Genomic DNA, 21,227 nt, shown 5'->3' on the forward strand with positions numbered 1-21,227 from the left:
GATAGTTATCTGAAGTGAAGAAACAAGTAAGTTTTTTCCAAACCAACCTATGTAACCTCTGTGCCTATGTGGTCCACGGAATGAATTAGTAAGAATGTAAAAAGCGAATTCCGATAGCTATCGGAAGCTAAAAAAGTTAAATCCGAAAGCTGTCTGAAGTGAAGAAACAAATAAGTTTTCTCACACACCAAACTATGTCGCCTCTGTGCCTATGTGGTCCACGGAACTAAGTTGGTGAGAAAGTAGGAAAAGAAGAAAATTCAAGAACGCAAAAGGGTGAAGACCGGTATCCAACCAAGAACAACTATGTTCGTTACATTCGTTTTATCCGTAATTTCTCTACCAATTTCCAATCTCAAATCTACTTCACAACCGTATTCCTTATATTTGACCAAATCTTCAACATGGCAGCAAATACTTTCGGAACTCTGCTCACGCTTACTACCTTCGGCGAATCGCACGGCGAAGCCATCGGTGGTATTCTCGATCACGTTCCGGCTGGTCTGCAAATCGATTTTCAAGCTATTCAAAATCAGATGAATAGACGCCGACCCGGACAAAGCCAGTGGGTTTCCCCACGAAACGAGTCCGACGCCATTACTTTCCTGTCCGGTATCTTCGAAGGGAAAACCACCGGAACTCCCATCGGTTTCATCATTCCTAATGCCGACAAAAAATCAGTTGATTACGACAAGATTAAAGACGCATACCGACCTTCGCACGCCGACTTCACCTACGATAAAAAGTACGGTTTTCGCGACTACCGTGGTGGTGGCCGAAGTTCCGCTCGTGAAACCGCCGTACGCGTTGCCGCAGGTGCCCTAGTCGAACAACTCTTGCCAAACGTGCAGATAACCGCTTACGTGTCGCAAATCGGTTCCATTAAAACCGATTCGTACCAAAATAACGTCACAAGATCCCTGGTCGATCAGTCCGAAATTCGTTGCCCCGTTCCCGAACTAAGCCAACAAATGCTCGAATTATTAACCGATCTCAAACAAAAAGGCGATAGCGTGGGCGGCGTCATCGATTGCATTGTAAAAGGCGTCCCGGCTGGACTCGGAGAGCCGATTTTCGACAAGCTACACGCTGCTCTTGGGCGCGCCATGTTGTCCATAAATGCCGTAAAAGGATTCGAGATCGGCAGCGGTTTTCAAGCAGCAGGCATGTTTGGCTCCCGGCATAACGATACTTTTCTGCCCGACGGCACTACCACTACCAATCACTCCGGCGGGATTCAAGGCGGAATTTCCAACGGCATGGATATTTGCTTTCGAGTGGCTTTTAAGCCCGTTGCAACCATCATGCAAGATCAAAAAACGATAAACGCCCTGGGCGAAGAAGTGGTATTGGAAGCTAAAGGTCGCCACGATCCTTGCGTCGTTCCCCGCGCCGTTCCCATCGTCGAGGCTATGACCGCACTAGTTTTAGCCGATTTTTATCTCTTACAAAAAATACAATCTTCCATATAATGAGGCAGCTATTCCCGCTTTTCGCTACAAGTACGCAGCCCCTTTTTTACGCTTGCACCGCTTTTTTTAGGCTTCCTTCGGTCGCCCGCAAAAATCGGCAAGCTGTAAAAACGGGCTTTGCGCGCTTTTCGCTGCAATCGGGGCTGTTGCAATCGTAACCAAACTATCATGACACAAGAAAAAAAGCCGAGCGTTTTCGCTAATCTCACCGTACAAATTCTTATCGCAATGATTGCCGGTATCGGTTTGGGAATCTTCGTTCACCAAAACTTCGATGCAACTGCAGCCAAAGATTTTAGTAGTTACATCAAAATCTTAGCAACGATTTTTATCCGCTTAGTTCAAATGATCATTGCACCACTTGTTTTCACCACGCTAATCGTAGGTATTGCTAAGTTGGGCGACATCAAAGTGGTTGGTCGGATTGGTGGTAAAGCACTGGGCTGGTTTTTTACTGCCTCACTCATTTCGTTGCTAATTGGTATGATTTGGGTTAACGTACTCGAACCCGGCGCCGGATTAACACTCGGAAATATCGATACAGCTTCCGCGTCCGAAGTTTCTGCAAAAACAGCCGATTTCTCCGCACAGCACTTTATCGAACACATCATTCCAAAAAGTCTGTTCGAAGCTTTGGCAACAAACGAAATTTTGCAAATCGTTGTGTTTTCAATTTTCTTTGGACTCGCAGCTGCTTCTATGGGCGATCATTCAAAACCGATCATCAAAGCGCTTGATACGGCTTCACACATCGTTCTTAAAATGGTAAACTACGTCATGAAGTTCGCACCAGTCGGAGTTTTTGGAGCCATTGCCGGCGTATTTGCCGTACGCGATTTCAGCGAACTGATGTTAACTTATGCAAAGTTCTTTGGCTCGTTTATGGTCGGAATCGGAAGTTTATGGGTGGTATTGCTGTTAATTGGTTTCCTGTTTTTGGGCGGCCAAATGAAACTGCTTTTACAACGCATAACGGGTCCGCTGTTTATTGCTTTTGGAACCACAAGTAGCGAAGCAGTTTTTCCAAAATTAACCGAAGAACTCGAGCGTTTCGGCATCAAAGACAAAATCGTTTCGTTTATGTTGCCTTTAGGCTATTCGTTCAACCTCGATGGCAGCATGATGTACATGACTTTTGCAGCGATTTTCATAGCACAAGTTTACGGCGTTCACCTCGATATACCCACGCAGTTAACCATGCTGTTGGTGTTAATGCTCACCAGTAAAGGTATTGCGGGAGTTCCGAGAGCAAGTTTAGTTGTTGTGGCAGCAACCTGTGGTATGTTCGATATTCCTGTTGAAGGCATTGCACTTATCTTACCCATTGATCACTTTTGCGACATGTTCCGCAGCGCCACCAATGTCTTAGGAAACGCTTTAGCTACAGCGGTCGTCGGTAAATGGGAAAAGGATTAATCGAATACACCTTACGCTATTATTTTGTAACGTAAGTTAGCGTCGTCGATCCCACAAACTTCTTTTTTACCATACCATTTGTATCGATTCTTGGCCACGTAATCGTAAACAATGTTCGCTAATCCCGTGGGTATAATGCGGAATATTCCCGCCAAGGAGAAAATACCTCCCAGATTTTTTGCGATTTGCAGCGCTGCGGCCGATTTATAGTAATACGCCACATGAGGCTCGTATAAAACAATGCTATCTATCTGCCGATTGTCAATGCCGATGTGCTTTAAAATTTGTTGTCCAAAATCCGATTGTAACGAAGCAAATCGAAATTCATCTTTTTTGTCGTGAGTAATAACATATCGAACAGCCGAATCGCATAAGGTGCAAACACCGTCAAACAAGATTAACTTTTTCCCTTGCGGAATTCTTGAAACTACACTTTCGCTCATTTTTTTGCTTCTACAAGTTCTAATAAATCAACTGCAACTTTCGAGGTAAAGACGCCGTAATTTACCGTAGCCTTGTTTTTTTCTATACTGTCGATTACACCAACCGCTCGGCCGTCGTGCATGCGTACACGGTCGCCAATTTTTAAAATTGCTTTCGGTTTTTCTACGATTTCTTTCTCTTTCTTCGCTTTCTTTTCTTTCCGAATTTCGTCTACTTTCACGGCAACTTCGGCGGCTGTTTTTTCCTGCTTTTTCTTTTCAACTTGTAAAATCTTCGGAGCAATTTTCTTGCGTTTCGAATTTTCTACTTCAACCAAACGCACCAATTCGCCGATAAGTTCTTTACGATTCTTGGAGTTAAAGTACTTAAGCGCTAAATCGTCGACCTTCTGACCAATGTATATCAGTTTCTGGTTCTGATCGTATAATTCTTGATAGCTTTCGAGCTTTTGTTTGATTCGCGCGTTTATCGATTCGAGTTTTTCGCTTTCCTCGCGTTTTTTCAATTCAACTTCTTTCAAACTTTGCGCGGTTTGCTCCATTTTCGAGCGTTCTTTTTGCAGTGTGGCAATAGTTTTGTCGAAACGAACTTTTCCCGACTCGATTTTCTTCTTTGCCCGATTAATCAAACCGTATGGAATGCCGTTTTTCTGAGCTACTTCAAAGGTGAACGAGCTTCCGGCCTGACCGATAACCAGTTTAAACATCGGCTCCAGCGATTGCTCGTCGAAAAGCATGTTAGCGTTTGTAGCTTCGGGGAGTTCATTAGCGAGCATTTTTAAATTGGCGTAATGCGTAGTGATGATCCCAAAAGCATCTCGATGGTAAAATTCTTCCAGAAATGTTTCTGCTAGAGCACCACCTAATTCCGGATCGGAACCAGTACCAAACTCGTCAATTAAAAACAAAGTGTTTTTGTTACACTTGCGCAAAAAGTAGTTCATGTTTTTGAGTCGGTAAGAGTACGTACTCAAGTGGTTTTCAATGGATTGATTGTCGCCAATATCTGTTAAAATTCGATCAAATAAAAACGTAGAACTGCGTTCGTGTACGGGTATCAAAAATCCGCTTTGCAACATCAATTGCAGTAAACCAATGGTTTTTAAGGAAATGGTTTTTCCTCCTGCATTCGGACCTGAAATAACGATGATTCTATTTTCTTGCGTAAGCTCAAACGTTTGTGGATAGGTTACCTTCTTTTCGGCCAGATTATTCAGAAATAAAATAGGGTGGTAGGCCTCGCGAAAGTAAACACGCCGGTTCGTATTATCGATTTCGGGTAGAATGCCATTGATTTTACGCGCATATTTGGCTTTGGCAGCAATCACGTCGATATCACTCAAAAAGTCTTGATACGCTCCCAAAACTTCCCCGAAAGGGCGCAACTGAGCGGTGAGTAACAATAAAATTCGTCGAATTTCTTCGCGTTCTTCAAATTCTAAATTGGCTAATTCACGCGAGTATTTGTAAGTCGATTCGGGTTCAATGTAAGAAATGCTTCCGGTTTTGGACGTTCCTAAAATGGCGCCTTTTACCTTTTTTCGATACATGGACAACACGGCAAGAACGCGCCGATTATCCACAAAACTCTCCTTGATGTCGTCTAAATATCCCAAACTGTTGTATTGGGTGAGCGCCATACCAAAACTCTGGTTCACTTTTCCGCGAACCTGTTGCATATTCCGACGTATTTCCACCAAATCAGGCGAAGCATTATCGCGTATTTCGCCATACTTATCAATCACACTATCAATAAGTTTAGCGATGTCTTTTGAAATAGTAATTTCACTAGCTTTTGCTGCTAATTCTGGGTAATAATCTTCGAATTTCTTTAGAAAATTTATTAAAGTTGCCGCAGTTTCTGAAATCGACAAGAATTTTCGAAAGCTGCTCACTTCCAGCATGCTGCCTTCGATATGTAACATTTTTAAATCGGAGACAATACTTTCAAACCCGTGATTGGGAATGGCGTTGTTATTATCGAATGAGGAGCGGTATTCTGATGTGTGTTGTAAAGCTTTGAGCAGCTCGAGTTTATCGGCAATTGGTGTAACTTGCAATGCTTTTTCTTTTCCGAGCTCGGTATTGCATTTCTCGGCAAGCGTTTCGAGTATGGTTGGAAATTGTAAATCGGTTATGGTTTTTGGGCTTATAGATAACATTCGCGGTTACTCGTATTTTTTAACAAAGATACGGCGATGCAATTAATAACTTTATGCTCTTTTAAGAAAGCATTAGCATCAGTTTAAGTAAATCGGAACCCTTAATTATGAATCTGAGTATACATCCGTTGTGGCGCGAGAAGTTAGAGCACGAATTTGAAAAACCGTATTTTGTACAGTTGCTGACTTTTCTCAAACGTGATTACCGTATTTATCACTGCTATCCACCTCAGGCAGAAATCTTTGCGGCATACGATTTATGTCCGATCGACAAAATTAAGGTGGTTATTATCGGACAGGATCCGTATCACGGAGAAGGTCAGGCAAACGGATTGTGTTTTTCGGTAAACGATCGAATTCCGCCTCCGCCTTCTTTGGTGAACATTTTTAAGGAATTACACAGCGATACCGGACTTCCCGTTCCAAAAAGCGGAAACCTACGGCATTGGGCCAAACAGGGTGTGATGTTACTAAACAGTACGCTTACGGTTCGCGGAGGTACAGCGCACTCGCATTCGCGCAAAGGTTGGGAGGAGTTTACAGATGAAACTATTAGAATCATCAACGAGGAAACGGAACAGATCATCTTTTTGCTTTGGGGCAACTTCGCAAGTAAAAAAGCCAAATTTATCGATCGAAAGAAACATTTTGTTTTAGAAGCTGGGCATCCGTCGCCATTAAGTGCAAATAACGGCAAGTGGTTTGGTCACAAACATTTTACCAAGACCAATGAAATTTTGGTTTCCCTCGGAAAAGAACCGATAAAATGGGTGCAGTAAGTGCGTTTAATTCAATGTTAGCGCACCGAGAATTTCCTCAGACATAAAAGGTCCGCCTGGAAAACGCGCCGTATAATCAAGGTTGAGCCAGATCTGTCCGCGTTCGTCGACATGATAGTGGATTTCCTTACCGCGTGTTTCTTCTTTAAACAAGACGTTTTTGATCAAATAGTTCGCTTGTTCAAGATCGGCTTTTTTTCCGATGAGCATTTCAGGATAAATATGTCCGCCCGTATGTATCAATCGCGGTGTTCCACCAATGGCACGAATGCAAGCCGCCATCAAAATTGCATGATCGTCGCAATCACCTGAAAAATGCACCAGCGATTCGCTAGCACTTGCAATATACTCCGTATTTTTCGGATCGTTTACGTAGTTCCAGCGGTTTCGAATTTCTTTAAAAACGGCGAAACATTGAATCATTCTTCGGTCTTTGTGATATCCTTTCACGTCTTTAAAATGCTGCGTTGTGGCGTAAAGTGCGAAGTTTCGAACTTTTGGATTGTTAAATTCGATGGATTCTAAAATCTGTGATTTATTTGGAAAGGGGAGTAGCTTGGCGATAATCACATCTTGCGGATTCGGATTGTCGGCCATGCTATACATCATCGCTCGATAATCTTCCGCGACAGCGTTAAAACCATAACCGCCGATTACAGTACCGAAAAGTAGAACAAGTAAGTAAACAAAAATGGCAATAATGATGATTGTTCGCAGCGCGCGAAGCAACAATTGAAAAAGGATAACAATGATTAGGAAGAGAAAAACTTGATCGAGATGAAACGGCCATTGCGGATCGATAATATTCTGATGCACAATAATAAACACGGGAATTGTGAGTAAGATGTTGAGCACGAAAATAATAATCGAATCCCACGGCTTGGGAAGTTGCAGCTTGCTTTTCAGTTGTTGAAAATTGATGTTAACGGAAGTGGACATCAGCTGCGTTCGAATTAAGAAATTACCATTTCCTCAAATGTACCTTTTTTATCGATGATGTTAAATGAAACGAGTTGATTTTGAATTTTGTTTAACGTTTCTGAAGTAATTTGCTCCTGCGACCATTCGGTTACCTGAAGCCAATCGTGTACTTGTGCAGGTTCTAAATGAAAGCGTTCGGCAATATCTGCTGTCGCAGTGGCTCGATTTTTAAAGGACGATGTATAACGATTGATGACAGCCAAAACAGTTTGTAAATCGGTCGGATTTTCAGAAGCAAATTTGGTGTTTGCGGCAATCACAAAACAAGGCCAAGGCGATGCGCAAACGCCAAGTCGTCTAAAAATTTTTTGATCAACCAACGGCTGTGTCATGAACTGTTCCCACATAAAGTAGTCCGACGTTCCAGCGGTCAATGCCGTCACGGCTCCGTCTATCGTATGTACAATTTCAAAACGCACTTCTGCTGTATTCCAGCCCATATTTGCGGCATGTACAAAGCTCATCAATTCAGAACCTGAACCTTTTCTGGAAATTGCAGCAACAGTTCCTTTTAAATCGGTTTCCTTTTGAAATTTCGAAGCATATCCCACATGAACGCCCCAAAGTAGCGGTGTTTTAGTATACCACTGAACCAATTTTGCTTTACCGCCGTTTATGATGTGCTTGCAAATGCCTTCGGTGAGTAAAATCGACACATCGGCTTCCTGGGCATCGAGCATTTGGCACATTTTTCCAGTGCCTTCTTTTACGGTAATAAATTGTAAATCGATTCCCTTTTCTGCAAAAGCACCATCTTCTAAAGCTAATAAAATGGGCGTATTAAAGTGTTCGGGAACTCCGGCGAGCGTTACTTTTTTCATTGCTTGGCGAGTACGGCTAAAACTTCTTGAATCAAATTTTCGATGGCTTCTTCCGGATTTTCACTGAAAGTACCGTTTGCTCGATTGGCAATAATTGCGTTGAGTGACAGGGCTTCGTGGCCAAATAAAGCGGAAAGTCCGTAAATCGCCGCCGTTTCCATCTCTAAGTTCGTCATTGGAATGGCATCATAACCAAAACCTTGTAATTTCTCATTGATGGATTTATCGGCAGGAGTTAAGCGAACTTCGCGTCCTTGCGGTCCGTAAAAACCACCCGCCGTTGCCGTAATTCCTTTTTTAAACTTCGGATTATCGAACCAAGAAAGCAATTCGTCGCTGCAACTTACCGCGTACGGTTTTCCTTTTTGCAAGTCCCAAGCTGTATGTTGAACGAAATGGTCGGACAAATCTTCAAGAATTTGATCATTCAAAACGTAAGAACGCAACATATTGTCGGTTCCAACGGCAAAGCGCGACACCACAAAAGAGTTTACTGCAATATCGGGTTGGAGCGCTCCAGAAGTGCCTACACGAATGATTTTCAGTTTTTTAAGTTCCGACTTTACGGTACGTGTTTTTAAGTCGACATTCACCAATGCGTCGAGTTCGTTCAGTACAATATCGATATTGTCCGGACCAATACCTGTACTTAAAACGGTAATTCGTTTGCCTTTGTATGTTCCTGTTTGTGCTTTAAACTCGCGTTTTTGGGTTGAAAATTCGATGTGGTCAAAATACCGCGTAATTTTTTCCACACGGTTCTGATCGCCTACAAATAGGAAGGTATCTGCAATATGTTCGGGCAGTAAATTTAAGTGGTAAACACTGCCATCTGGATTTAATATTAGTTCTGAGTTTGCTATCATAATTATCCTCCTACACGTTTTACTTTAAATCCTTTTTCTTTTAGTTTTTGCATTATTTTATCTCGGTAATCGCCTTGAACGATAATTACATGATCTTTCACACTACCGCCCACGCCTAGAAATGTTTTGAGTTCTTTAGCTAATATTTTTAATTCGGCTTCGCTGCCTTCATAGCCTTCAATGAGTGTAGTTGCCGCACCTTTTCGCTTTTCGTATTTACAAATCAGCGGTTCTTTTTGCAATTGAACGCTAATGGGCTCAGGTTCAGTTTTTTCCTCAGGTAAGGGTTGGTGATCGGGAAACAGTTTTTTGAGTTGTTCTTGTAAGTCCATAAAAAAGAAGAGTGCGAACGCTAATTCGCACTCTTTTTCGATTAAGTTCTATATTATTTTTTGATCAATCCTAATTCTATCAAACGCTCGTTAAGGAAATCGCCAGCAGTAATATCTTCGTAAAGTTTCGGATTGTTTTCGTCGATGCAATTTTCCAAACAATTCAGCTTCATGTCGCTCACCGGATGCATAAAAAATGGAATGGAATATCTTGATGTTCCCCACAATTCGCGCGGCGGATTTACCACCTGATGAATCGTTGATTTCAATTTGTTGTTGGTATGCCTTGAAAGCATATCACCCACATTGATAACAAGTTCGTCGTCTTCCGCAATAGCGTCGATCCACTCGCCATTATGGTTTTGCACTTGCAAGCCTTTTCCTTGCGCGCCCATCAGTAGAGTAATCAAGTTAATATCGCCGTGTGCGGCTGCGCGTATGGCATTTTCAGGTTCTTTTGTAATAGGCGGGTAGTGAATCGGACGAAGAATTGAGTTGCCTTCGTACGCAAATTCATCAAAGTACTTTTCGTCGAGTCCTAAGTGTAAAGCTAAGGCACGAAGCACATATACGCCGGTTTTTTCAAGCATTTTGTAAGCTTCTTTTCCAATCTCATTGAATTTTGGAAGCTCCGTAACTTCCACGTTGTCTGGATATTCATCTTTCCAGCGCGAAGTTTCATCGACATACTGACCAAAGTGCCAGAATTCTTTTAAATCGCCTTCTTTTCTTCCTTTTGCGTGTTCTTTTCCAAAGGAAACATAACCGCGTTGTCCGCCAATTCCAGGAATTTCATACTTTTCTTTCACTTCTACGGGAAGTGCAAAAAACTGTCGAACTTCGCTGTACAAATCGTCTACCAAACGATCGTCTAAAAAGTGCCCTTTTAAGGCTACAAAGCCAATTTCTTCAAAAGCTTTTCCGATTTCATTTACAAATTTTTGTTTGCGTTCCGGGTTCTCCGAAAGGAAATCACGCAGGTCAACACTTGGAATGTTTTGCATAGTCTTTTAAAAATTTCGATAATCGAGCCGAAGCTCTTAAACAAAGATAGTATTTTCAGTATTTGAAGCAGCATCAGCAACCGAGTTTTTCAATCGGTCAAAACAAAAAAACGCTAATTTACCTTGTTAACTACATCGATTGAAGTTGATAAAATACCTACTTTTACGCTCGTTAAAAAACGACTCAAAACCCTATGCACTTCGATAGAAAAACGCTCAGCGATCAAGAATTAATTTCCCTTTACAAAAGTTTATTGCTTCCGCGAATGATTGAGGAAAAAATGCTCATTCTTATTCGCCAAGGAAAAGTTTCCAAATGGTTTAGTGGCATTGGTCAAGAAGCTATCTCTGTGGGAATTGCTTCGGTTTTAGATGCAGATGAATACATTTTACCGATGCACCGAAACTTAGGGGTGTTTACTACGCGAAAAGTTCCGCTGCAGAAGTTGTTTGCACAATGGCAAGGAAAACGCTCGGGCTTTACTAAAGGTCGCGACCGCAGTTTCCATTTCGGAACGCAAGAGCACAAAATTATTGGAATGATTTCGCATTTGGGTCCACAAATGGGAATAGCCGATGGTATTGCCCTTGCACACAAACTTCGCAAAGAGAAAAAAGTAACTGCAGTTTTTACGGGTGAAGGTGCAACTTCGGAAGGCGATTTTCACGAAGCCTTAAATATTGCATCCGTTTGGAAGCTTCCTGTAATGTTTGTTATTGAAAACAACGGCTACGGATTATCGACACCAACTAACGAACAATACAATTGCGAACATTTAGCCGATCGCGGTGCAGGTTATGGTATGGAAAGTTACATCGTCGACGGAAACAATATTTTAGATATTTACCATTTGTTGAAAGATTTGAAGCACTCGATGATGGAGAATCCGCGTCCGGTCTTGCTCGAATTCAAGACGTTTCGCATGCGCGGACACGAAGAAGCCAGCGGAACCAAATACGTACCACAAGAACTAATGGATGCTTGGGCTGCGAAAGATCCGGTTGCTAATTTTAGAAAATACCTCACAGATAATGCTGTTTTAAATCCGGAATTAGAAGCGGAAATCAGCGCAGCTTTAAAATCTGAAATCGACACTAATTGGCAAGCAGCCATTTCGGAACCTGATTTTGAAGCCGTTTTGGAAGAAGAGCTAAACGATGTCTATAAGCCGTTTGAATTAGCGATTACTGCGCCTGAAGCTGAAGTGAAAAATATTCGTTTTGTAGACGCCATTTCTGAAAGTTTGTCGCAATCGTTCGAGCGTTTTCCGAATTCGGTGATCATGGGTCAAGATATTGCCGAATACGGTGGAGCTTTTAAAATCACCGACGGTTTTGTTGCGAAATTTGGAAAAGAACGAATTTTAAATACGCCCATCTGCGAAAGCGCCGTTGTAAGTGCCGGAATGGGATTAAGTATTAACGGATACAAAGCGGTGGTTGAAATGCAATTTGCCGATTTTGTTTCCACAGGATTTAATCCGATTGTGAATCTACTCGCGAAGTCGCACTACCGCTGGGGTGAACACGCCGACGTTGTTGTGCGTATGCCTTGCGGCGGCGGCACTCAAGCCGGACCTTTCCACTCGCAAACTAACGAAGCTTGGTTTACAAAAACTCCCGGACTTAAAGTGGTGTATCCTGCCTTTCCGTACGATGCAAAAGGATTGTTGAACACCTCGATTGCCGATCCGAATCCAGTAATTTATTTTGAACATAAATTGCTTTATCGCTCTGTTTATCAAGATGTACCGACATCCTATTACACCATTCCCTTAGGAGAAGCAGCCACACTTCGAAGCGGAAACAGACTTACCGTTTTAAGTTTTGGCGCCGGTATTCATTGGGCTTTAGAAGTAATTGACGAACTACAACTAACAGATATTGATGTTATTGATTTACGCACGTTACAACCGCTGGATACGGAAACGATTTTTGAGTCGGTTAAGCGAACTTCTCGTTGCATTATTCTTCAAGAGGATTCTATTTTTGGTGGTTTTGCGAGCGATTTATCGGCAATGATTATGGAAAATTGTTTCCAATACTTAGATGCTCCGGTGTTGCGTGTGGGCAGTTTGGAAACGCCGATTCCGTTCACTAAAGTTCTAGAAGATCAGTATTTACCGAAATCGCGCTTTAGAATGCAAATTCAAGAGCTATTAGCGTATTAAAAAATGGAAATTGCAGGATACATCGCCGCCGTTTTAATCGGAGTAAGTTTAGGATTACTCGGTAGCGGCGGAAGTATTTTATCACTTCCTGCACTAATTTTCTTCTTTGGTTTAGAACCCATTTTAGCGACAACCTATTCGCTTTTTATTGTTGGCGTGCCGGCGATTGTTGGAAGTGTCAAGCAGATGTTTGCCGGAAATATCGTTTGGAAAAAACTGTTTTTATTCGGAATTCCGTCCAGTTTAGGTGTCGTTGTTGCGCGTTCGTTCGTTTTACCACGCATACCCGAAAATATTCTGTTTGCAAGTCTTTCCATTAAACGGGGCGATTTGCTGGTGTTTCTTTTTTCGTTGTTAATGCTTGCAGCGGCAATTCTATTGTTGCGAAATAATAAAGGCGCTCGAACGCAGCGAACATCAGCGCGAATTTTGTTGGTACTCGGATTTCTAATCGGGTTTACAGCAGGATTTTTGGGCGCTGGCGGCGGATTTCTAATAGTACCCGCTTTGCTCTTTTTTGGAGGATTGACATTCAAAGAAGCTACAGCAATGAGCTTAACGCTAGTTGGAGTACAGTGTTTAGTAGGGTTTATCGCCGATTTATCGCAAATGCAAATTCCCGACTTGCAATTACTGATTACATTTACGACACTAACACTCGCCGGAATGCTTATTGGATTGCGTTTTCAATCGCGAGCCGACGTTTTCTTCCTCAAGAAAATCTTGGCGTTAATTATCTTGCTGATCGGATTCGTATTGCTTCTTAACGTGAGTTCGAGATAAAAACCTTTGTTAGATCGCTTGAAATGAAAACTATAGATTGGATACTAATAATTTTATTGCACTATTATTTATAGCTAATCATTTAAACAGTCGCTTACGTCGTTGTATTTTTTTGAGATACTTCGGTATCCCAAAGAAAATACGCCTTGTAATCAACTATTTAAATGATTTCTAACTGTGATTTTTATATCGAACTCACGTTACTGAATTTATTTTTCTCGTTCTAAAACGGCGCGCTGCATCGCAGTTACGACATTACTTTTTACCGTCGGAATTTCGGCAGTTCCGCTTCCCGATAAATTGGTTTGTGATTCGTTGTAAGAAATCAACGAAAAGTACATTTTGCCGTCTTTGAGTTCGTGGAAATCAACAATACGCATCTTATCAACTTCGAAACTGCTTACCGTGGTATTTCCGAAAACAGCGAGATCTAAGACAATTTTATTCAATTCATCGATTTCATACAAACCGCGACTTTTATCTTTCATGCGCAGCAGATAATTTCGAACGTCTTTGTGATTATAAATAATTGTCCACGACCATTCTCCTGCCTTTTCAGTAGTTCCAATTTTTATTTCCATCGGAAATTTTGCTTGCACAGCACCCGACGCAGGCGCAACAATCTCCAGTTCTCCTTTCCAATTACCAATCCAACTCTCTGGAAATGAATGTTGAGCAAAGCTAAAAAAGTTGGTAAGCAATACTGCCAGAAGCAAAAGTTGTTTCATAAAGTTATTCGGCTAACATGTCTAGAATTTTCTCGATAATATCATCAGTCGATGGTTTTGAGAAATAATCGCCATCGGTTCCGTATGCAGGTCGGTGGTGTTTAGCCGTTAGTGTTTGCGGTTTGCAATCGAGAAAACGATAGGCATTTTGATCTTCAACTATTTTCTGCAAAATATAGGCCGAGGCACCTCCCGGAACATCTTCATCTACAACCAACAAACGATTCGTTTTCGAAACACTTGCTCCACAAATGTGCGTTAAATCGAAGGGTAAAAGCGATTGTAAATCAACGATTTCCACTTCAATGCCTTGTTCAGCAAGTTCAGTGGCTGCGGCTTGTACAAGTCGTAAAGTCGAGCCGTACGAAACAACCGTGATGTCTTTTCCTTCGCGTAATACTTCTACAATTCCGATCGGTGTAGTGTATTCACCCGGATTTTCTGGAAGTTGCTCTTTTAATCGATAGCCGTTCAAGCATTCAACAACCAGTGCAGGTTCATCGGCGAGCATTAACGCATTGTAAAAACCGGCTGCTTTGGTCATGTTTCTCGGAACCAAAACGTGAATCCCACGCACAGCATTGATAATCATTCCCATGGGTGAGCCCGAATGCCAAATGCCTTCCAAACGGTGACCTCTAGTACGAATAATCACGGGGGCTTTCTGCTTTCCTTTGGTGCGGTATTGCAAGGTGGCAAGATCGTCGCTCATGATTTGAATCGCGTAAAGCAAATAATCCAAGTACTGGATTTCTGCGATAGGACGCAAACCGCGCATCGCCAAACCAATTCCTTGCCCGAGAATTGTAGCTTCACGAATTCCAACGTCGGCCACACGGTGTGCGCCAAACTTTTGTTGTAATCCTTCTAAACCTTGGTTAACATCGCCAATATTTCCCGAATCTTCACCAAATATAAGCGCCTGTGGGTATTTTGTAAAAAGTGCATCGAAGTTATCGCGCAGCACGATTCGTGCATCGACAGTTTCTGCATTAGCATCTAAAATCGGGGCAATTTCAGGGATTGATGCAATGTTTTTATCGCTTTCCGAAAACAAATTACTGCTAAAAAGCAACTGACATTTTTCTGCGTAAGCAACAGTCCACGCGCGCAATTGCTCATTATTGGCGCTAGTTTTACGCAGTATTTTTCGCGCCAAGCTTAAAATATCTTTTCGAATAGGTTCGCGCGTTGCTTTCAGATCGGCGATATTGTCGATAAGCTCCTGACTCAAACCAGGCATTTGCGTCACGATTTCTAAAAGTTGCTGAACTTCAGCTTTAATCGGATCTAAAAACGATTTCCAAGCTTGTTTTTTACCTTCTAAAACGTCTTTCTTAATGTCCGATTCTAGGGCGTCTAATTCTTCAGGATTTGCGATATTGGTTGCAATCATCCACAAACGCATTTGGCGAATACAGTCGAATTCTTGTTCCCATTTCAAGCGCTCGGCCGATTTATAACGCTCGTGCGAACCCGACGTTGAGTGTCCTTGCGGTTGCGTCAATTCCTGAACGTGTATCAGTACAGGCACGTGCTCGGTTCGTGCTATGCGAGCGGCTTCTTCGTAAGTTTTAATCAATGCGGCGTAATCCCAACCTTTAACAGTTAAAACCTCGAAACCTTTTTTCGATTCGGTGCGCTGAAAACCGGCTAGAATTTCGCTAATACTTTCTTTGGTAGTTTGGTGTTTCGCGTGTACCGAAATGCCGTATTCGTCGTCCCAAACGCTCATAACCATCGGCACTTGCAGTACTCCAGCGGCATTTATGGTTTCGAAAAATAAACCTTCCGATGTGCTTGCGTTTCCAATGGTTCCCCAAGCAACTTCGTTTCCTTGGTTTGAAAATTTCGAAGCTTCGTCCCAGTCGGTTAACTGGCGGTAGTATTTTGAAGCTTCTGCTAAACCGAGTAATCGCGGCATCTGACCAGCGGTAGGCGAAATATCAGCAGAAGAGTTTTTTTGTTCAGCGAGATTTTTCCAGTTCCCGTTTTCGTCGAGCGAGTGCGTAGCGAAGTGGCCACCCATCTGACGTCCGGCGCTCATCGGCTCCAGATTTAAGTCGGTATTTCCATACAATCCAGCGAAGAAAGTTTCAATATTCAAAGCACCAATGGCCATCATAAACGTTTGGTCGCGGTAGTATCCCGAGCGAAAGTCGCCATTCTGAAAAGCTTTTGCTAAAGCGAGCTGCGGAACTTCTTTACCGTCGCCAAAGATTCCAAATTTTGCTTTACCACTCAGCACTTCTTTTCGTCCTAACAAGCTGCATTCGCGACTGGTAACGGCCAATTTATAATCGTCTAAAACGGCTTTTTTGAAATCTTCGAAAGATAGGGTTGAAGCGTGTTCTAATGCTGTCATATTCACAGGTCTTGAAAAAACAAATGTAACGAAAAGCGGTATCTGTTAAAAGCGAAAACGTTGTAATTGCAGTTTTGTCCCCGATCGAAATTAGATTTTGCAGAAATAGTTCTCTGAATGTTAAAAAGCTACGAGATTTTAGCATTTTAACTACTTGTTTTATTGAGGCTTACCGCTAAAATCGGTAGAAAATCTCGAAAAGTATACAAAAAAGCCTTGTTTTTAATTTTTTGGGCGCGCCGGCAAACGAGTCGTCGCTGCGCAAAAGTTGTTCACGCCGTCACGTGTTCCGCTAAATCTTTTGGCGAAACAGCAGTGGAAATAGCTTAGCGCCAAAAGGATAGCGCTGCACCCGTTCGCGCGGGGAAGGTGCAAAAGCGAATTCCGATAGCTATCGGAAGCGAAAAAATGGGAAAAATAGAAAAAGAAAGATTGGCCTTCGACAAGCTCAGGCACCGGCCTTCAACAAGCTCAGGCACCGACGATACGTGGGTTGAACCGGGAATATGATCCGTAAAAGGTTGAATTCATTGAGACAAGCTTCTAGAAATGCTACAACGTTCCACAGAATACTTCATAACACACAATGTCTGGTTCTCTTTGTGTTCTGGCAGAAACGGTGCTCGCTGAAATGCCATCAAAACCACTTTCTTGTAAAAAGCGATAATAGGATTTTAGGATCAAGAGTAACTATAAACCGAATTTTCTCTTGGTAGTTGGGTTGCGCAATTTCCCAGCCGTTCGATGAGTTTACAGGCAAATACACTTCAAAGAAGTCGGTTACTAAATTTAGTCGTATGCCGCTGTCGTAAATAAAAGTTGCGTTGGTGTTTCTACTTTTAGTAACAGCAGCATCTCCATATAATTCGATCCAATTCCAAACACCAATTCCGGCATTGAGCGAGGTGATCCATTGGTTGCTAAATCGCTGTGGAAGAATAGATTTAAACGCTGCATCAGTTAAAATGATTTGTTGGCTGAAAATGCCCGTACTCTCCGATCGGCCGTAATATACGTAGTCAAATAAATAATCTGTCGGTCGGTCGATACCAAAACTAAAATAATCTGAAGTTGTTCGATTTGATAAAAACGTTCCTCCGAAAAATCGCAAGGTAAGTTGATGGTTTTTGGTGAGCAACTTCCGGTAATCAACCTCTAACGATACTTTACTAAAGTCTTGCGACAGTTGAAAGTCGGGAGTGAAGGAAAAGTGTTTTAGCACTTCCGACTTGCTATAAGCATATCGCACATTGAAAACGCTGTAGTTGTTTACGTCGTCCGGCGGATTTAAGATGTACGGCTGTTTTTGCAAAAACACATTACGGACCAGAAGTAACTGCTTTTCGTTGTTTCTGAAATCCGGATTCCGCCAGCGTAGAAAAACAGCTGGATTTAACTTTAAATACGATGCGTCGGGCGCGTAATGAAGAAACGAACCGGCGAACTGATATCGTATATTGAACCAATTACTGTTTCGAAAATTGTGGTTTCCCGCAAAAGAGAAATGTCCAATAAGTCGTTGTGTGTTTGGTGAATACATTGGATTCACGTCGAAATTAAACGGCTTGTCGAGCATGGTTTTATTGTGAAACCGCAGTCCAGGCGAAATACCGTCGTACAGGTTATAAGACAGCGAAGGCACATAAAGCACTTGGTTGTAGAACGGCGCCTCAAGATCTTTCATTATCGCAAAACTAAAGGGCTTATTGAGCAATGAATTATCGATAGAAGTACTGTTGTTTCGTAGGTTGTACTCCGGGAACTCGTTTTTGTAATTTATCGCAAGACGTTTGGCGCCATTTTTTGGAAGCTTGTAAATGGTGTCGGTGTTCGTCCATAACCATTTCTTGTCGATGATCTGGTTCTTACGTAGCAGGTAAACGGGAACTGGATACGAGACGTTACTAGTTGACTGTAATCTAAAAGACACACTGTCGTTTTCGGTTTTTATATCACTGAAAATGAAATCGGTTGCATCTCTTTTTGTAATCAGATTTTCAACAATAGTGTCTGTTTTTTTCTTTGATTTTTGAGACAAAATGCTCTTGAACGATTCGAAAGATTGTTCTTTTTGTGCGAGAAATTCACGTATACTTTCTGTAACGGTACTGTTTTCGAGATAGCCATCTAAATATCGTAATACTGTAGCAAACTTTGCTCGATTGGCGATATTGTGGTTGAATTTAATTTGCTGATCGGCGGGCAAATTTAGTGCTTGATCTAAGTTCTTACGCGCCATTAATAAGTAATGGTAATGAAACTGCTCGTTGAAAGACACCTTTGAAAGGTTGAAACTCGACAAAAGTTTAAATCGACTTAATCGGCCGAGCATTTTTTGATTTGAATGAAACTGGTCGATGTATGCCATAAGCATGTAATGAGCGATCCCGTCGATCAGAAAACCATTGGTGCGTTTGTCAATCTCCGTATTTTTTTCAAGATATTTTTGAATGAATACTTTTGCAAATTGGATTTCGAAAACAAATTCGTCGGAAAACGGACGCAAGAATTTTGGAAGTTGGTTAAGTCCGTAAAAAGGTCGTTGGTCGTAATCGGCCTTGGTAACCAAAATTTTTCCTTGCAGATTTCTATTAAGGAAATTTTCGGTAAAATCGATGATGCGATTCATCGAAATGATTTTCTCGAATTCGTTTTTTCCGCTGAGCTTAATGTCGGTTACAACCATTAAATCGTTGTGCTGCACCGTGGTGAATCGGTTTTTTGCTGTGATGAAAAAATCGAAGTTTTTACTGTTGTTTTGAATGAAAACGTTTTCACTGGTTGGAATCAAATCGGTTGTTAATTCGAGTTGATACGGATTGTTAACGGTGAAATGTACATGAGTTGGTGCTACGGCAGCGTCGGAACCGTTGTCGTTTTCGTAGGCCAAGAAACGACCGTCTTTAAGGGCGGCTGGCATTAAGAATACGTCGCGCAGCAGCAAACTACCGTTTTTTTCGTAGCCGAAGCCATTGAATTTTGCGGATGGAATTCGAAGTTGGTAATCGAAATTAAGTTCGACGGATTTTCCCGGTAAGAGCGGCTCTTTTAAAACAATTTTTAGCAAATCTTTTCCGTTGCCCATTTCGGAGTAGCTCGCAACGGCTCCTGTAATGGCATTTATTCGCGTGTATCCTTTTTCTGCTCGACCGGCAAGAAAGAAACTGCGCACAAACTCGTCGGAAAATCGTTGGGTTAGTGCCGATTTCTTTTGTGAATATGCGTTATTCCAATTGTAGAAAATAAGTTCGGTAAGTGGCTGTTGCGAATCGTTTTGGTAGGTGAATGATTGTTTGACGTCAACAATCTTTTTTTCGATTATTACGGTTGCTACAATAGAAGTTTGGTGCTGCGACCAGGCAACAACGGAAAACAATAATAAAGCAATTCGTAAAGCTCTTTGCAATAGCAACATGTTTTAGGGAATAGCCTATAGCCAAGTACAAAAACTCGTTTTGCCTTGCTTTATTGTATGCGTACCTACAAAAATTAGAAGTTCGGACTCAGCGTGTATTTCTTGTAGAAATTGTCGAGTACTTCAACGACTTCATCTTCGGTGTCTACAATTTTGATCAAATCGAGATCCCCAGGGCTTACAGTCGCGTATTTTTCTACTAAAATGGTTTTAATCCAATCCATTAATCCGCTCCAGAAGGTTTTTCCGACAAGAATTACAGGGAATTTTGCTACTTTCTTGGTTTGAATTAGCGTGATTGCTTCGAACATTTCGTCGAGTGTTCCGAAACCGCCGGGCATAACCACGAAGCCTTGCGAATATTTTACAAACATTACTTTTCGAACGAAGAAGTAATCGAAATTTAGGTTTTTATCGTGATCGATGTACGGATTGAAGTGTTGTTCGAAAGGGAGTTCGATGTTTAAACCCACAGAAGTTCCACCACCTAAGTGTGCCCCTTTGTTTCCGGCTTCCATGATACCTGGTCCGCCGCCGGTAATTACGCCGTAACCCGCTTTACTGATTTTGAAAGCAATTTTTTCGGCTAATTGGTAATAGTGTTGATCGGGTTTGGTACGTGCTGAACCGAAGATAGATACACACGGACCGATACGTCCCATGGTTTCGTAACCGTTAACGAATTCGGCCATAATTTTAAAAATGGCCCAGCTGTCGTTGGTACGGATTTCCGTCCATGTTTTTTGTTTTAATCGGTCTTGGATGATTCTATCGTCGTCGTTGTCGAAATCTTCTACTCGCATAGTTTAAATTTTAATGAGCTTTCTCAGAAAAATATCGTTTTCGAAAAAGCCGACCGCAAATTTAGTGAAAAAGCCTTGGTTTTAGTAAATGTTTTTGTGCGATATGTGCGGGTATTTGAAAGGTGTAAATGTACTTCGTCAGCAATTTTATAGAGAAAAAACGGACATATATAGACACATTCGGTAATATCAGGAAAGCTGTAACACTATTTTTAGGTTTTCGTTCAAAACCGTAATTTCACTTTTAGAGAGTCGGCCTAATAGTCCTTGTGCAAATTTTTTGTCATTTGTTGCAATCTTCCCTGTTTTGACTAATGACTATTTTTTATTCCGTTAGTGCTATTTGGTTTGAGAATAAAATCGGTTTCTTCTTGCCATGTGGTTTGAGTAGTGATAAAGCAAACGGTTATATCGAGATCGTTTTCAATCAAAACAATGGCGGGTCTTAATTTACTGCCGCTAAAATTGGTGAATGGAAATGTAATTAATATGATATCTCCTTTAACCACGATACTGTTCTTTCAAATCATTCAAGGTGTAAATTTCTTCTTCGTCATGTAGGAAGTCGAAAGTCGCTGATTGTGAAGCAAGCTGTTGTAATCCTTCGTTGATTCTTCTTTCTTTGTATTTTTTCATGATGAAGTCGGCAAAGTTGAAAATTTCCAGTGCTTTATCTTCGGGCAGCT

At 41.8% G+C, this 21,227-nt stretch carries 18 protein-coding genes; 5 read left to right on the top strand and 13 right to left on the bottom strand.

What is annotated here, in order from left to right:
- Window positions 1-404 precede the first annotated feature (404 nt).
- Entirely contained in the window at window positions 405-1,472 is a 1,068-nt protein-coding gene (gene aroC, locus Q0064_RS05480) for a chorismate synthase (RefSeq protein ID WP_298145483.1), read from the top strand.
- Between the two features lie 168 nt (window positions 1,473-1,640).
- Window positions 1,641-2,888: a cation:dicarboxylase symporter family transporter gene (locus Q0064_RS05485; protein WP_298145485.1), complete on the top strand. Its 1,248-nt coding sequence runs from the start codon at window positions 1,641-1,643 to the stop codon at window positions 2,886-2,888.
- A gap of 11 nt (window positions 2,889-2,899) precedes the next feature.
- Here the strand turns inward: Q0064_RS05485 and Q0064_RS05490 are convergent, their stop codons facing one another.
- Together Q0064_RS05490 and Q0064_RS05495 are read right to left on the bottom strand one after the other, a co-directional pair.
- Window positions 2,900-3,331 (bottom strand): DCC1-like thiol-disulfide oxidoreductase family protein, encoded by a 432-nt coding sequence (locus tag Q0064_RS05490; RefSeq protein ID WP_094486365.1) that lies wholly within the window; start codon window positions 3,329-3,331, stop codon window positions 2,900-2,902.
- Entirely contained in the window at window positions 3,328-5,493 is a 2,166-nt protein-coding gene (locus Q0064_RS05495) for a DNA mismatch repair protein MutS (protein ID WP_298145490.1), read from the bottom strand. Before Q0064_RS05495 ends, Q0064_RS05490 begins: the two co-directional genes overlap by 4 nt.
- A gap of 107 nt (window positions 5,494-5,600) precedes the next feature.
- Here Q0064_RS05495 and ung point away from each other — a divergent pair, with 107 nt between their 5' ends.
- Complete coding sequence (gene ung, locus Q0064_RS05500; RefSeq protein WP_298145493.1) at window positions 5,601-6,272, top strand: uracil-DNA glycosylase; 672 nt, start codon at window positions 5,601-5,603, stop codon at window positions 6,270-6,272.
- 6 nt (window positions 6,273-6,278) lie between these two features.
- On the opposite strand, the gene Q0064_RS05505 is transcribed toward ung, so the two are convergent.
- Genes Q0064_RS05505 through Q0064_RS05525 form a run of 5 tightly spaced genes read right to left on the bottom strand, consistent with a single transcriptional unit; the run spans window position 6,279 to window position 10,276 of the window.
- Entirely contained in the window at window positions 6,279-7,211 is a 933-nt protein-coding gene (locus Q0064_RS05505; RefSeq protein ID WP_298145496.1) for a transglutaminase family protein, read from the bottom strand.
- A 14-nt stretch (window positions 7,212-7,225) separates the two neighbouring features.
- Window positions 7,226-8,074, bottom strand: coding sequence for an ABC transporter substrate-binding protein (locus tag Q0064_RS05510; RefSeq protein ID WP_298145500.1), 849 nt, complete (start codon window positions 8,072-8,074; stop codon window positions 7,226-7,228).
- Window positions 8,071-8,940 (bottom strand): nucleoside phosphorylase, encoded by an 870-nt coding sequence (locus Q0064_RS05515; RefSeq protein ID WP_298145503.1) that lies wholly within the window; start codon window positions 8,938-8,940, stop codon window positions 8,071-8,073. Before Q0064_RS05515 ends, Q0064_RS05510 begins: the two co-directional genes overlap by 4 nt.
- 2 nt (window positions 8,941-8,942) lie before the next feature.
- Entirely contained in the window at window positions 8,943-9,272 is a 330-nt protein-coding gene (locus Q0064_RS05520) for a translation initiation factor (protein ID WP_298145506.1), read from the bottom strand.
- Window positions 9,273-9,325: 53 nt separating this feature from the next.
- On the bottom strand, window positions 9,326-10,276 hold the full coding sequence (locus Q0064_RS05525) for a 2-oxoglutarate and iron-dependent oxygenase domain-containing protein (protein WP_298145509.1): 951 nt from the start codon (window positions 10,274-10,276) through the stop codon (window positions 9,326-9,328).
- A gap of 194 nt (window positions 10,277-10,470) precedes the next feature.
- On the opposite strand from Q0064_RS05525, the gene Q0064_RS05530 reads away from it, so the two are divergent.
- Both Q0064_RS05530 and Q0064_RS05535 read left to right on the top strand, forming a co-directional pair.
- On the top strand, window positions 10,471-12,447 hold the full coding sequence (locus Q0064_RS05530; protein WP_298145512.1) for a dehydrogenase E1 component subunit alpha/beta: 1,977 nt from the start codon (window positions 10,471-10,473) through the stop codon (window positions 12,445-12,447).
- 3 nt (window positions 12,448-12,450) lie between these two features.
- Complete coding sequence (locus Q0064_RS05535; protein ID WP_298145515.1) at window positions 12,451-13,230, top strand: sulfite exporter TauE/SafE family protein; 780 nt, start codon at window positions 12,451-12,453, stop codon at window positions 13,228-13,230.
- A 209-nt stretch (window positions 13,231-13,439) separates the two neighbouring features.
- Here the strand turns inward: Q0064_RS05535 and Q0064_RS05540 are convergent, their stop codons facing one another.
- From Q0064_RS05540 to Q0064_RS05565, 6 genes are all read right to left on the bottom strand, one after another.
- A complete protein-coding gene (locus tag Q0064_RS05540; protein ID WP_298145518.1) occupies window positions 13,440-13,958 on the bottom strand; it encodes a hypothetical protein in 519 nt (172 codons plus the stop codon).
- 4 nt (window positions 13,959-13,962) lie between these two features.
- The gene (locus Q0064_RS05545) at window positions 13,963-16,323 is read right to left on the bottom strand and encodes an alpha-ketoacid dehydrogenase subunit alpha/beta (RefSeq protein ID WP_298145521.1); all 2,361 of its coding nucleotides are present in this window, start codon (window positions 16,321-16,323) and stop codon (window positions 13,963-13,965) included.
- Window positions 16,324-16,960: 637 nt separating this feature from the next.
- Window positions 16,961-19,738 (bottom strand): aminopeptidase, encoded by a 2,778-nt coding sequence (locus tag Q0064_RS05550; protein WP_298145524.1) that lies wholly within the window; start codon window positions 19,736-19,738, stop codon window positions 16,961-16,963.
- A gap of 74 nt (window positions 19,739-19,812) precedes the next feature.
- A complete protein-coding gene (locus Q0064_RS05555) occupies window positions 19,813-20,541 on the bottom strand; it encodes a TIGR00730 family Rossman fold protein (RefSeq protein ID WP_094487004.1) in 729 nt (242 codons plus the stop codon).
- A 311-nt stretch (window positions 20,542-20,852) separates the two neighbouring features.
- Entirely contained in the window at window positions 20,853-21,050 is a 198-nt protein-coding gene (locus Q0064_RS05560) for a type II toxin-antitoxin system PemK/MazF family toxin (RefSeq protein WP_298145527.1), read from the bottom strand.
- On the bottom strand, window positions 21,043-21,177 hold the full coding sequence (locus Q0064_RS05565) for a hypothetical protein (RefSeq protein ID WP_298145530.1): 135 nt from the start codon (window positions 21,175-21,177) through the stop codon (window positions 21,043-21,045). The genes Q0064_RS05560 and Q0064_RS05565 overlap by 8 nt, the downstream gene beginning before the upstream one ends.
- Window positions 21,178-21,227 lie beyond the last annotated feature (50 nt).

It is taken from the genome of Flavobacterium sp. (assembly GCF_027490375.1).
Lineage (GTDB): Bacteria > Bacteroidota > Bacteroidia > Flavobacteriales > Flavobacteriaceae > Flavobacterium.